Raw genomic sequence first — 13,949 nt, forward strand, 5'->3', positions numbered from 1 at the left:
TTTTTGAATAATATTCACCCGCCCATTACTTTCGGGCGTTTATTTTCTAACAATAAAAGTGAATTATTTCATGAAAAAATTACTTGTTCTTGCAACTGTTACTTCTATTTCAATTTCTGCTTTTGCTACAACTCAATTCGCATCTTCAGAATTAAAAGCGATGGATTGTGCAACTCTTGCTGTTGAAAAAGCGAATGCTAAGCGCTCTTTAGAAGCTGCTGACAAAAACATTGCAAACATCCAAGCATCTGCTCAAGCGCCAGGCAAATCATTGAGCAAATTTGCTGGTTTAGCGGGAGGCGCTCTTGCTGCTTTCGGTGGTAACTCTGAAAAAGCTGCTCGTGCAGGCAACATTGCAAACAGCTTGGCTGGTGAGCAAGATACTTCTGATGCAGGCAACCTTGAACTTCAACAAGCGAACAAATCTGCTGCTCAAGCAAACATCGACAACATTGGTATCTATCAAGGTTCTAAAAAATGCAAAATCTAATCTAAAGCCAGTTTAGATTGATTTAAAAAAAGCCCTGTTCAGCCAGAACAGGGCTTTTTTCATGGTGATTTCTATTTCATACCGATTTATAAGACACTCAACTCAATTTTCGGCAAATGAAAGCCTCGGCAAGATTGTTCACTTTGCCATGCCACCGTCAACATGACATGCGGCAGTTGAATATTCTGATAAGCAAAAGTGCCAATTGCGGGATGACTACACATCCCACCATTGTGCTCAGGATGGCACTGTGTATTCAGTTCATTCAGGTTCACTCGAATCCCTAAACCTGATGCTTTAAGTACCGCCTCTTTGGTGGTCCAAACTTTAAACCAAAAATCAGGATCATGCTCAAAGTTCTCCCAATTGAGCAATTCTTCGGGATGAAAGCTATGTTGAGCCATCGCATCAAAACGAACTTTTCGATTTAAATCTTCAATATCCACACCAATATTGGCGATTTTTTCACTGCTGGCCAATACATAATGCTGCTGGCTATGACTATGATTAAAATGAAAATGTGGCAAATCCGGAAGAAAAGGCTTACCAAACGCAGACTTTGAAAAATCTGAATTTTCAACTGACCTATTTAGCCGCTGCCCGAGTAATTGATTTCGATATTGGTAAATGGCTTGTTTACGCACGGCAATTACCTCTTGACGACTCAAGCCATGCGGCTCCACAAAGAAGTCAGTAATTGCACTATATTCAAGCTGAATTTTCGCCATAAGTTATTGATCCAATATCTTTTACACTACGTCCATGACGCTATATTTTATGCGACTCTCCAACACAAAATACACCACAATACAGATGAGCGCATCGGTCCTTTGACTTATCGAGATTTTAAAACTCAGTTTAAAAATATTTCAAACCACTTAAGAAATACTTAATATTATAAATATATTCAAATACTTAAGTATAATAAATATTTTAAATACATCTTCAATTAGATAAAATACTCTAGATTCTTATAACTTTAATTTAAAACTCGGGGTAAATCAGATGCTAAGAAAAATCACCTTAATCAGTTCACTTTGTGTCCTACCATGTTTCGCTCAAGCAGGCTTATTGGATGCAGCTGTTGCAGTGATGGGTGCCAAAAATGGCGCGATTATGGACCAAGCTGAAGCGCGTATGAATCAAAGCCGTCAAGAAGCTGCCAATGCTGTAGCTCAAGCAGACCGTGGCTATGCCTCAAATTTCAATCAAGCTAACCAAACCAACAATAGTGTTTATAGCACCAGTTATTTAAAAACCTTAGATTGCACTGATCTGAGCGTTGAACGTAAAACTTTCGAACGTACATTGGAAGCATCGCAACTGGCATTAAGCCAAGCGTCTGCACAGCAAAATAATCAAGTGTCAAAATGGGCGGGGCTTGCTGGCAACGCGCTATCCGCATTTTCAGGTCAATCTGAAACAGCCGCGCGTATGGGACAATTTGCGACAGCTTTTTCTGGCAATAAAAATACACAACAGGATAGCAGCAGCGCACAGCAAGCCATGGAAATTGCTCAAGCTAATCTGGATAATATTGATATTTACCGCCAAGCTAAAAAGTGTAAAAACTAATTTCTACATCTTTTTAGATAAATAAAGTGAAATAAAAAAGCCTGCATATCTGCAGGCTTTTTTTGTTCATCTAAACTTAGCGTTTGAATTTCTTTTCCGCCTTTTTGAACTTCTGAACATAACGACGTTTACGTGCAGCCGTACGCTCATCGATTTGCGACTTACGACCTTCAAATGGGTTATCAGAGGTTTTAAATTCAATTTTGACTGGCGTACCTTCAAGTTTATAAACTTTACGGAACACGTTTTCTAGGTAACGACGATAGTCATTTGGCGTTTTATCGACCTTGTTACCATGAATCACAATCGTCGGTGGATTTTGTCCGCCAATATGCGCATAACGCATTTTGATACGACGACCTTGAACCATTGGTGGTTGGTGCGCATCAGTTGCATCATTCAAGATCTGAGTGATTTTCGCAGGTGATACTTTCAAATGCGAAGAATCATAAGCACGGTGGATCGATGGATAAAGATCACCAACACCTGTACCGTGAAGTGCAGAAATTAAGTGAATTTTTGCCCATGGAATAAAGTCAAAACGACGTTCAACATCTAATTTACACTGTTTACGGTCATAGTCAGACATGTTGTCCCATTTGTTGATGGCAATCACCATCGCACGGCCTGCTTCAAGCGCATAACCGATCAAATGCAAGTCTTGCTCAACGATCCCTTCACGTGCATCGACAACAATAACCACAACATGCGCATCTTTCATCGCTTGTAAAGTTTTCACAATCGAGAATTTCTCGATCATTTCGTCCACTTTACCTTTACGACGTACACCCGCAGTATCGATTAATGTGTATTTACGACCGTCACGTTCAAATGGAATATAAATTGAGTCACGTGTAGTACCCGGCTGGTCAAATGCAACCACACGATCTTCACCCAACAAACGGTTCACTAAAGTCGATTTACCCACGTTTGGACGACCAATAATCGCTAAACGTAAGCCTGTGTCTTTATCGTGTTGTTCTTCACTTTCATCTTCAGGCACTTCAGCTAACACTTCTTCAAGCATTTGCTGAACACCACGACCATGGCTGGCAGCCACTTGAAGTGGTTCACCCATACCCAATTTGAAGAATTCAACTAAAGCTGCTTCGGCATGAACACCATCAACTTTGTTGGCAACAAGATAAACTTTTTTACCTAGCGTACGTAAGTCACGTGCAATTTGCTCATCAGATGCCAATAGGCCTGCGCGCGCATCGACCACGAAGACAATAATATCTGCTTCATTAATGGCAGTTTTTGACTGTTCTGCCATGTACGAATCGATACCACCTTCAGTTTCGCCAATACCCCCAGTATCAACGACAATGAAAGATTTATTTTGATAAGTCGCGTCACCATATTTACGGTCACGAGTCAGACCGGCAAAGTCAGCAACGAGAGCATCACGGCTCTTGGTTATCTGGTTAAACAACGTTGATTTTCCGACGTTCGGACGACCAATGAGCGCAATTACGGGTTTCATAGATTAACCTTTATTCCAGATCAGCCAGTTTGGTCTGGTCTGAACATCAGAAAGCTTAGGAAGAATGGAAATAGGATAAATGCCTAAAATAAATAAAAACACGGGGCATTGATGATTCAATCCCCCGCGTTAAAAATACGGTTTGGCTTATTTTAACATAAGCCGCAGAAAAATTAACGGTTCTGCCAAATGCTTAATGCACCCTTACGTGTCGACACATATAATTGGTTGTCAATTACACGTAGTGAACGCACTTCACCACTGGTTTTAGAACGACCAACCAACTCACCTGTCGCTGGGTTGATTAAGTGAAGTACACCATCCAGATCACCAACCACAAGGTCTTGACCTAACATCACTGGGTTACTCAAATTACGATTAAGCAATTGGTCATTTTCCCACAATGTTTGACCAGTGGTAATTTCGTAAGCCACAATTTTACCATCAGTTTGTGTCACAAAGACACCATTGCCTGCAACTTCAGGACGCTGAATACTGCTCGCATCATTACTCCAGATCACTTGTTGTGATGCAAGATCAAGTGCTGTCACTTGGCCTTGGTAACTGGTGGTAATTAAAAATTGACCTGCTACAGTCGGTTCACCGTCAATATCAATGAGACGTTGTACATCTGAACGACCGTCTGACACTGCAACACGACGCTGCATTTTCGGAATACCGCTCAATGCATCAATCACATAGATATAGGCATTTGAAGAAGCGATGAGAACATGACGCGCATCGAGTGATACCGGTGCTGCCATACCACGTAAACTAAACTGCACATTTGGCAAGTTATAGGTCCAAGTTTGTTGGCCCGTTGCCACATCGTTTGCGTATACCGTACCATCATTGGTAACTGAAATAACGCGACCTGCTTGAATCAATGACGGTGAAAGTAACGCGCCGGTTAATTGCGCAGTCCACTTTTGTTCACCTGTTGCCTGATCTAATGCAAATAATTGACCTTTTGCACTACCAACAACCACAATTCCGTCAGCTGCTTCTACACCTGCAGTCAAACCTTGTTTAGAGATTTTCTTCTGCCATAAACGCTCTTTGCCTTTGTAGGCTTGAACTTCACCATTAGGATTTACGCTAAAAACAACGCCATTATCTGCATCCATACGTAAACGCAGTGGATCTGCTTCTTCAGTTGAAGCCACACTGTTTGAAAATACAGGTGCTAAAGTTTTTGCCTGTTCCAATTTTGGTAAAGGATTTGGTTTTACTTTTTCTACTTTTCCTTTATTTGCACAACCAGCCAAAGCAAGTGTTAAAACTGTCAGCGCACAGGTAATTTTGTATTTTCTATTCATTCAGTTGCTTCCACTTGTGTATCTATAATCGGACGTTCAATTTCAGGATCATCAACTAAAACGCCTACACTTTCGAGTTTAATTTGTAAAATTTGACGTTCTTCTTGTCGCTCAACCAAAGCATCCCATGCACTTTGATAAACTTTCTTTGCATTTTCGATATCATTTTTCGCAACATAGACGTCGCCACGGGCTTCATCTGCAGTCGCTTGAAAAGCAGGTTCTTTAACTGCTTCTAAGGTTTTTAATGCTTCATCAAATTTCTTTTGCGCCAATTGTGCATACGCCAAACGTAATTTCACCAATTGAATTAAGCCTGCATCATCAACTTTTGAATTTTCAACTTTTTTCAAAGCTTTCTCAGCATTGGCATAATCGGCTTTATCATACGCCAATTTTGCCATAAGCAACTGAGTTTGGATGGCTTGTGGCGAATCTGGCGCTTCTTTTACAATTTTATCTGCAGTCGCAGAAAGTTGTGTAAAAGCGTCACCCGTCGCCGACTGAGCATCATCCATTAACTGCTGGACTTTGGCTGTTTGCATTTGCGATTCAGCCAAAGTTTTCTTCTGCCAGTATTCCCATCCGAAAAAGGCAATCAACGCAATTAAAATGCCGCTAACAATGGCAGAGCCATATTTTTTAGCAAACGATTTTAAATTATCAAGTTGTTCTTCTTCACTCAATGCGCTCATGAAATTACCTTTTTCCTTATGTTATAGGGATTATTTTGAAGAAATTTTTTCGATAATGAAGGCAACAAAGTCTGCCACATTCACTTCGTGTTGTTCTGCAATCGCTAGCTCTTTTACCAGCACTTGCCCTGCTGCTTGCTCACGTTCACCGTAAATCACAGCAAATAAAGCACCCGATTGGTCAGCTTTTTTCATTTGCGATTTCATTGAACCTTGTGAACCAACTTTTAAGCGAATGTTACTACCCGCTGCTTCAAGTTGATCACGTATTTGTTCAGCAAGCACCAACGCTTTACCTTGAGTTGCAGGATCTGAAACCAAGAATAGCTCACAGTCACGCACTGGGGTATTGTCTTCCACTTGTTCAAGGAGAAGAAGCAAACGCTCCATACCCATTGCAAAACCAACAGCAGGCACAGACTGGTCTGCTTTACCTTTAAGCTGACCGACTAAACCGTCATAACGACCACCAGCACATACCGTTCCTTGAGAACCTAAGTGTGTAGTTGTCCATTCAAAGACCGTTTTGTTGTAGTAGTCGAGACCACGAACCAATTTTTGATTGATCACAAAACCAATACCAGCATCAGTCAAATACTGCTGTAATTGAGCAAAGTGAGCCAACGTTTCTTCACCCATAAAGTCGTGAAGTTTTGGCGCATTTTCCAAAATGCTTTGTGTTTTTGCATCTTTAGAATCCAAAATACGCAGTGGATTCGTGGTTAGACGACGCTGTGAATCTTCATCTAAGTCATTTTTATGTGACTCTAAGAATTCAACCAATGCTGCACGATAAGCTGCACGTTCATCAGACTCACCTAAAGTATTGAGTTCTAATTGAACTTTATCTGCAACGCCCATGCGTTTCCACAAACGTGCAGTCATTAAAATCAATTCTGCATCTTGATCTGGTGTTGCAACACCAAAGGTTTCTACGCCAAATTGATGGAACTGACGGTAGCGACCTTTTTGTGGTTTTTCATAGCGAAACATTGGGCCAACATACCATACACGCGGTGTAGCACCACGAAGTAAGTTATGTTCAAGCATTGCACGCACACACCCTGCTGTTCCTTCTGGACGCAAAGTCAAAGACTCAGGCGGATTACCTTTATCTAAGAATGTGTACATTTCTTTTTCAACGATATCCGTTGCATCACCAATAGAACGTTTGAACAGATGAGTCTGCTCCACAATCGGCAAGCGAATTTGCTGATAACCATAAGCATCCATCAGGCTAGATAGATGCTGTTCTAGACGTCTCCATGCAGGACTTTGCGTAGGGAGAATGTCATTAAAACCTTTGATTGCGACGATTGAACTCATGATCTACTCAGAAAAACTTGTGCGAATAATCTCTTTAGCTTTAGCGTCTTCAAGATCGCTAACACGTTGACGAACCATCGCTTCGATTTCGTCAACCAACTGATTTGTGTCAATTAAATGGCTCTTTTCGCCATTACGATACACCAGTGAACGCGGACTTGCACCTACTACACCAATATCGGCTTCTTTGGCTTCACCCGGACCATTTACTTTACAACCAATCACCGATACATCCATTGGGGTACGAATATCTTCTAAACGCTCTTCCAATGTTTGCATGACTTTGATGACATTAAATTCTTGGCGTGAACAACTTGGGCATGCAATAAAGTTAATGCCGTTTGAACGTAAGCCCAATGATTTTAAAATATCAAAGCCAATTTTGATTTCTTCTTCAGGCTCTGCTGCCAATGAAATACGCATGGTGTCACCAATGCCTTCCATCAACAAACCGCCTAAAGCGATAGCAGATTTGACTGAACCCGTGCGGTAGACACCTGCTTCAGTCACACCCAAGTGTAATGGGTTATCAATTTGTTTAGATAACAAACGGTACGCATCCATCGTCAGAAAGACATTCGATGCTTTGACTGACACTTTAAATTCATGGAAATTTAAACGGTCTAAAATATCAATATGGCGCATTGCAGATTCAAGCAAAGCCTGACCTGTAGGCTCACCATATTTCTTTTGAATATCTTTTTCCAGTGAACCGGCATTGACACCAATACGCATAGAGATGTCATTATGTTGTGCAGCAGCTACCACTTCACGAATTTTAGCTTCTGAGCCAATATTACCCGGGTTAATACGCAAACAATCTGCACCAAGGTCTGCAACACGTAAAGCAATTTTATAATCAAAGTGAATATCGGCAACCAATGGCACTTGCACACGTTTACGAATTTCACCAAAAGCTTCAGCAGCTTCCATACTCGGTACAGAAACACGCATGATGTCCGCACCGACGTCTACACAGCGCTGAATCTGTGCCACGGTCGCTTCGACATCACAAGTTTCAGTATTGGTCATACTTTGGATGCTGATCGGCGCATCACCACCGACATACACCGAACCTACTTTAATTTTACGCGTTGGACGGCGCTTAATTGGATTTTCAATCATTGTTCAGTCTGCTCTGTTGTCCCTTAACGTGATAAACGGAAATCTGCTTTGCCGTTTACGGTATATGGTGACAATGAAATATTTTCATTATTTAAGCTTAATGACACTGCTGTTGCATCATCCAAACGAATTTGGAATGGTGTTTCACCGTTTAAGTTGAGCGTCGATGCTTGACGACCTGTCGCCAACACCTTACCCGTCGAATCAACAATATGTACTGAAGTTGGGCTACTGAAGGTCAATGTCAATTGATCACCGCTGACCGCTGCATTTCCACCATTCATGTCGAGGACTTGAACTTCTGAAGCGACATCACTGGTCACAGCGTCTTCATTATCGCTGCCCGAGGTCATGCCCTGAATCGCTGCCACGATCGCACCAATGACTACCAACACCGCCAATGCAATCAGACCCCGTTTGATCCATTTACGATTACGGTCACGGTTAGAACCGGGTAATTTACCCATAATTTTAATCGGTGAATTGTTTAACGCGTGATTTGGCAACAATCCCGTATCGTTAGCATAAATATCATCAAAACGTTGAATGATATTGGTTGCATCAACTTTTAAATATTTGGCATAAGTGCGGTAGTAACCTTTAATAAAGGTCGCTTCAGGCAATGACTTATAATCATCTTGCTCAAGTGCAGTCAGTGTTTTTAATGGAATATTGAGTTCTGATGCGACAGCTTCAAGTTCCAGTTTTTGCGTAATACGTACTTGACGTAAATACTCACCTGGGCGTTGTACATTTCCTAATGCATTTGGAGCTACGCTCGAACCATTCGATTGCGGTGAATTAGGATTTACTTCCATACGGCCTCAGTACTGTACTGTAATTGCAAATAGCGTTGGTATTCAGGACTTTCTGGGAACAAAGCACGTAACTGATTGACCAGTACTTGCATACCCAAATTGTCGCCATTGGCACGCGCTGTTCGAATGCCAATCCAGAGTGCACGCGCACCCTGATTTTTTTGTCCTACTGCACGTACAAATTGTTCATACATTTGTGTGGCAGCAGGGAACTGCTGATTCAAATAAAAGATTTCAGACAACTCTAACATTGAAACATAAGAATCACGATTAGCCTGCAAAGCTTGTTTGAATGATTTTTCAGCATTCGCCACATCACCCACTTTCAGGTAAATACGACCTAAATTTTCCAATGCTTTGAAACGTTGATCATAACCTAAAGTTGAACCTGCGATGCTGAACTGTTCAATCGCATCATTATAGCGCTCAACTTGATATAAATACGTACCGTAGTTGTTACGTGCTTGAGAATTTTTTGAGTCTGCTGAAATTGCACGCTTAAAATAACTATCTGCTTTTTCTAAGTTGGCTGGGCTGCCTTCTCGCTGTAGTAAGACACCCATCATCATATTGGCCTGAGAATCACGAGAATCCACCTCTAAAGCCTGATCTAATGCGCGTTTAGCAGAGTCCAAATCCCCTGCTTTTAAGTGTTCAACAGCCAATTGCGTTCTGATTTTTACGGCTTTCTCTGGGTCTTTTTTCCCAATCTCAGGCGTTTGACATGCTGTTAATGCCAAAACCGATGCACATAAAGCTGAAACGAAAGTGAACTTATACGTTAACTTTTTCAATTGGCTGCCTCTTTATTATCCTTGTGAGCGCAGTATCTCATTTTGCTGCGCAACTTTCTTTTTCCATTGCTCCGCACGACGAGTACGGTCAGCAACTTGCCCCACGAGTTGTCCACACGCAGCATCGATATCATCACCACGTGTCTGACGAATCGTACACACAAAACCGGCATCAGACAAAGTTTTTTGGAAAGAAATAATACGGTTACGGCTTGAACGACCGTATGGCGCATGCGGGAACGGGTTAAACGGAATTAAATTAATTTTGCTTGGTAAGTTTTTCAATAGCTTTAACATTTGCTGTGCATGTTCAGGATGGTCATTTACACCATCTAACATCACGTATTCGATAGTCACGTGTTTACGAGAACTTTCATTACCATCTTTGGCGATATAACGCTGACACGCTGCAATCAACTGTTCCAACGGATATTTTTTATTGATCGGAACAAGTTCGTTGCGTAATTCATCATTTGGCGCATGAAGTGAAATTGCCAAGGCTACATCAATGTCTTGTGCCAATTGGTCAATTTTAGGCACTACACCTGAGGTTGATAAAGTCACACGACGCTTCGACATACCATACGCAAAGTCATCCAACATGATACGCATTGAATTCAATACAGCATCATAGTTCAACAGCGGCTCACCCATGCCCATCATCACCACGTTGGTCACTGAACGTTCACGATCCGCAACTGGCACATCTTCCATATAAGAGAAGTTCGCCATCCAAAGCTGTCCAATAATTTCAGCTTGACTCAAGTCACGTTGAAAACCTTGTTTCCCAGTTGAACAGAATGAACAGTCCAGAGCACAGCCCACTTGTGACGAAATACACAAGGTCTTACGTGCGCCGGTTTTATCTTCTGCAGGAATGAGCACGGTTTCAACCAATGAACCTGCACCATCACCTACACGGAACACCCATTTACGAGTACCGTCTTTTGAATAATTTTTATGCACCACTTCAGGCGCTTTAATTTCACAAATCTTTTCTAGTTTTTCACGTAATTTACCAGAAATATTGGTCATTTCAGCAAAATCAGTCACGAAGAACTGATGAATCCATTTCATCACCTGCCCAGCACGGAATTTCTTCTCCCCCATTTCTTCGAAGAATTTTTCCATTTGCGGACGTGACATGCCCAGTAAATTCACTTTCTCCACAGTATTTTGCTGCGTAGGAGCGGATGGAGATTGTTGCTGTGCATCAGAAACAGCTGATGTAGCGACTACTTCAGTACTCATGTGTATTTACCTAAACCATGTCTAAAGATCAAAGGAGAAGCTCAGTTATTGAGCAAAGAATTATTCAGAGAATAAAAAAACCAGACAAGCAGTATACCACTTATCTGGTTTGAATACTTCGAATTAACGAGTACGTGGAGCGATCTCAGTTTGAGCGAAGAAGTAGTTAACTTCACGATCAGCAGATGCTACAGAGTCAGAACCGTGAGCAGCGTTTTCGTCGATGCTTACAGCGAAGTCTGCACGGATAGTACCAGGAGCAGCTTCTTTAGGGTTAGTTGCGCCAAGGATTTCACGGTGAGCAAGAACTGCGTTTTCGCCTTCAAGAACTGAAACTACAACTGGACCAGAAGTCATGAATGCAACTAGGTCACCAAAGAAACCACGTTCTTTGTGCTCAGCGTAGAAGCCTTCAGCTTCAGCTTGAGTCAAGTGTTTCATTTTAGTTGCAACGATTTGAAGACCAGCTTTTTCGAAACGAGCAAAGATGTCGCCGATGTGGTTTTTAGCAACTGCGTCTGGTTTAACGATAGATAAAGTACGTTCAATAGCCATGAGAGGCTCCTTAAGTCAATTTGACGTGAAAAATTTGCCGCATTATACCGAATAATGCGCTATTTTCTGCTTTTGCTATACAAAAAAATTGCTTTTTTCGATGTAGGGATTAACTTGCCTCATCAATCCAGGCCATCTGAATTCCCTCAAGCAGACCTTCAGTCGACTTTTCAGGGTCATCAGTGAAATTTGGCAATGCACATACCCATGCATGTAGGTCAGTAAAGCGAATCCATTGCGGATCAACATCAGGGTGAGCTTCATACAGCTCAATTGCGATATCAATGGTATCTGTCCAGCGTAAACCCATGGGTCTTCCTAACATCGTCTATAGAATGATGGCTTACTTTAACAAATTTCAGCAATTGGACGTGATAAACCCTTTTAATTTTTTTATTACCAGATTTTGCAATTGTGATGTCCACATCAAACTATAAAACCAAACCCAAAAGAGGTGCACAGAGAATAATCGCCGCACCCACTGCAGCACCTATAGCAGCACCGACAGCAACATCACTCGGGTAATGCAAACCTAAGATCATGCGAGATAATGCCACCAATAAGCTAAAAGGCAACATTAAGACCAACAACATGGGTTGAATATAGCCCAGCACTGTTGTTGCCATGACCGCATGTAGAGTATGCCCTGATGGAAAGCTAAAATGATCTAGAGGGCGTTCACCTAAGCGAATCACTTGATGCACTTGGTACGGTCTTGGGCGCACAGTTTTCTTTTTGAGGAGTTTATAGATCGTGGTGCCGACGGAACCACCCAGCAACACATAGAGGATTTGTACACTGTAGGAGATGCCCTGCACGATCCAAACCGTCGCCAACATGACATACCAAAACACACCATCACCAAGTCGACTCACCATTTTAAATATGTCAGCAACAACTTGTTGATGTGAAAAATGATTGAGATAAATACAGCCTTTTAAATCGAGATGCAGCATTCTTGTTTTTGCATTTTTAAAATTCATCGCTAATCTCCTATCTACAGTCAAAGCCTGACTGTGTTGGGGTTGAGCTAGATTTGTGTTGTTATTTTTACAAGTTTAGTTCTGTGTTTAACTTAGCTTAGGTTCTCTTTTTGACAGTGCAATGATGCTTTGATGACAGTTCAATGAATATTGATTATGAGGATGCTCAACTTCTCTATACAACCAATAGCGCTAGCTCCATTGGCTCATCCTGGCTTGGTCCACCACGCGATATAGCGCTTGCTCAAATTGCTGTACAGGATATTGCCATCCGATTTTAGCTGCGTCGTTTGCCGCCTCGATGCCCATGGTTTTTAATTTAGCGCGTTGCGGCAATTGCTGCATAAGACGTATAAATTCATCGGTTCGGGATAAATGACATAACCATCCCGTTTGCTGATTTCTCACGTGCAGTTGGGCACATGCAGCATTATATGCAATCACCGGCAATCCGCTGGCCATTGCCTCCAAAACCACATTACCAAAAGTCTCAACCTGACTTGCGAAAACAAAAACATCCGCACTAGCATAGGCTTGCGATAAAGCCTGACCACTTAAACTTCCCATAAAAATAACATCTAGTGATTTTGCCAGTTGCATTAGTCGTTCACGATCAGGCCCATCACCCACAATGACCAATTTCGTTCGTGCATCCATAGCCAACATCGAACGATAGGCTGAAATTAAAACATCTACCTCTTTTTCAGGAGATAGCCTTCCGACATAGAGCATCACGCGGGTATGTTCATCTGCTTGCCACTGTTGTCTCAGTTCTGCTCGATAATGTGAGGGAGAAAATCGACTATGGTCCACACCTCGCCCCACCACCACTAATGGACAACTAAAACCTAATCGATGCAAGGCATCCGCAGTATCTTGGCTCGGGACACAGGTGAGTTGAGTATTGTTATGAAACCATCGTAAATAATGTTGTACAGGCTTCATTAAAAACGCTAAATCAAAGAAACGACTAAAGTCATGAAAGGCCGAGTGAAAACCACTAGACACAGGGATGTGTAAAGAACGCGCCAATTGAAGTATGGCAAAACCCAAAGGCCCTTCAGTGACTATATGCACAATGTCGACTTGGGCTTTTTTTAAAGCTTTACTGAGTTTGATCAATTGCGGCCAGCCAAATTGTAAACCTGAATATTTAGGAATCGACTGCGCTCGAACCAAACACTCTTGATCAGGTTTGAAATCCTGACAACTTTCGGACTGTTCAGGACGTATTAAAAATATTGAGTTGCCTTGTTGCTGCAAGCCTTTACACAACTGCAATAAAGAATGTGCAACACCATTAATTTCTGGCGCCCACGTATCTGTAACAATGGCGATTTTTAGACCTGGACGGATTAAAGTTGAGACCGTTTGCACATCCATTCGTGATTGCAAATGCTTAAATTGGAACTGAAAGCGTGCAGGTTCATCCTGCATACGCCCTAAATTGATAGCCGATTCTGTCATGATCTTACATGCTTCTTATAAATGTTTATCCACAGTTTAAGCAGCAGTTTTTTGCATTTTGATGA

Annotated in this window: 15 protein-coding genes; 2 read left to right on the forward strand and 13 right to left on the reverse strand. The window is 41.8% G+C overall.

Annotation, left to right across the window (positions count from 1 at the left end):
• Nucleotides 1-70: 70 nt before the first annotated feature.
• Nucleotides 71-490, forward strand: a complete 420-nt coding sequence (locus FTT92_RS07020; RefSeq protein WP_078192655.1) for a hypothetical protein — start codon at nucleotides 71-73, stop codon at nucleotides 488-490.
• An 86-nt stretch (nucleotides 491-576) separates the two neighbouring features.
• Here FTT92_RS07020 and FTT92_RS07025 read toward each other — a convergent pair whose 3' ends face one another.
• Entirely contained in the window at nucleotides 577-1,218 is a 642-nt protein-coding gene (locus FTT92_RS07025; protein WP_180171739.1) for a 4'-phosphopantetheinyl transferase superfamily protein, read from the reverse strand.
• Between the two features lie 277 nt (nucleotides 1,219-1,495).
• Between FTT92_RS07025 and FTT92_RS07030 the strand changes: the two genes are divergently transcribed.
• Nucleotides 1,496-2,065, forward strand: coding sequence for a hypothetical protein (locus tag FTT92_RS07030; protein WP_111884741.1), 570 nt, complete (start codon nucleotides 1,496-1,498; stop codon nucleotides 2,063-2,065).
• Between the two features lie 76 nt (nucleotides 2,066-2,141).
• Here FTT92_RS07030 and der read toward each other — a convergent pair whose 3' ends face one another.
• The 12 genes from der to FTT92_RS07090 form a co-directional block, all read right to left on the reverse strand.
• Nucleotides 2,142-3,551, reverse strand: a complete 1,410-nt coding sequence (gene der, locus FTT92_RS07035; RefSeq protein ID WP_078192658.1) for a ribosome biogenesis GTPase Der — start codon at nucleotides 3,549-3,551, stop codon at nucleotides 2,142-2,144.
• Nucleotides 3,552-3,724: 173 nt separating this feature from the next.
• On the reverse strand, nucleotides 3,725-4,870 hold the full coding sequence (gene bamB / locus FTT92_RS07040) for an outer membrane protein assembly factor BamB (RefSeq protein WP_180171740.1): 1,146 nt from the start codon (nucleotides 4,868-4,870) through the stop codon (nucleotides 3,725-3,727).
• Nucleotides 4,867-5,565, reverse strand: coding sequence for a tetratricopeptide repeat protein (locus tag FTT92_RS07045; RefSeq protein ID WP_078192660.1), 699 nt, complete (start codon nucleotides 5,563-5,565; stop codon nucleotides 4,867-4,869). Before FTT92_RS07045 ends, bamB begins: the two co-directional genes overlap by 4 nt.
• Before the next feature lie 30 nt (nucleotides 5,566-5,595).
• Nucleotides 5,596-6,891: a histidine--tRNA ligase gene (hisS, locus tag FTT92_RS07050; RefSeq protein WP_078189609.1), complete on the reverse strand. Its 1,296-nt coding sequence runs from the start codon at nucleotides 6,889-6,891 to the stop codon at nucleotides 5,596-5,598.
• A 3-nt stretch (nucleotides 6,892-6,894) separates the two neighbouring features.
• On the reverse strand, nucleotides 6,895-8,016 hold the full coding sequence (ispG, locus tag FTT92_RS07055; protein ID WP_078192661.1) for a flavodoxin-dependent (E)-4-hydroxy-3-methylbut-2-enyl-diphosphate synthase: 1,122 nt from the start codon (nucleotides 8,014-8,016) through the stop codon (nucleotides 6,895-6,897).
• A 23-nt stretch (nucleotides 8,017-8,039) separates the two neighbouring features.
• Complete coding sequence (locus FTT92_RS07060; protein ID WP_180025979.1) at nucleotides 8,040-8,834, reverse strand: RodZ domain-containing protein; 795 nt, start codon at nucleotides 8,832-8,834, stop codon at nucleotides 8,040-8,042.
• Complete coding sequence (gene pilW / locus FTT92_RS07065) at nucleotides 8,825-9,628, reverse strand: type IV pilus biogenesis/stability protein PilW (RefSeq protein WP_078189612.1); 804 nt, start codon at nucleotides 9,626-9,628, stop codon at nucleotides 8,825-8,827. The genes FTT92_RS07060 and pilW overlap by 10 nt, the downstream gene beginning before the upstream one ends.
• Nucleotides 9,629-9,643: 15 nt before the next feature.
• Complete coding sequence (rlmN, locus tag FTT92_RS07070; RefSeq protein ID WP_078189613.1) at nucleotides 9,644-10,879, reverse strand: 23S rRNA (adenine(2503)-C(2))-methyltransferase RlmN; 1,236 nt, start codon at nucleotides 10,877-10,879, stop codon at nucleotides 9,644-9,646.
• A 123-nt stretch (nucleotides 10,880-11,002) separates the two neighbouring features.
• Nucleotides 11,003-11,434: a nucleoside-diphosphate kinase gene (gene ndk / locus FTT92_RS07075; RefSeq protein ID WP_078189614.1), complete on the reverse strand. Its 432-nt coding sequence runs from the start codon at nucleotides 11,432-11,434 to the stop codon at nucleotides 11,003-11,005.
• 109 nt (nucleotides 11,435-11,543) lie between these two features.
• Nucleotides 11,544-11,744, reverse strand: a complete 201-nt coding sequence (gene iscX / locus FTT92_RS07080) for a Fe-S cluster assembly protein IscX (protein ID WP_078189615.1) — start codon at nucleotides 11,742-11,744, stop codon at nucleotides 11,544-11,546.
• A 121-nt stretch (nucleotides 11,745-11,865) separates the two neighbouring features.
• Nucleotides 11,866-12,417, reverse strand: a complete 552-nt coding sequence (locus FTT92_RS07085; RefSeq protein WP_180171741.1) for a phosphatase PAP2 family protein — start codon at nucleotides 12,415-12,417, stop codon at nucleotides 11,866-11,868.
• A 192-nt stretch (nucleotides 12,418-12,609) separates the two neighbouring features.
• A complete protein-coding gene (locus FTT92_RS07090) occupies nucleotides 12,610-13,887 on the reverse strand; it encodes a glycosyltransferase family 4 protein (protein ID WP_373684106.1) in 1,278 nt (425 codons plus the stop codon).
• Between the last annotated feature and the right edge of the window lie 62 nt (nucleotides 13,888-13,949).

The organism is Acinetobacter sp. YH12023, from assembly GCF_013420135.1.
GTDB classification, from domain to species: domain Bacteria; phylum Pseudomonadota; class Gammaproteobacteria; order Pseudomonadales; family Moraxellaceae; genus Acinetobacter; species Acinetobacter amyesii.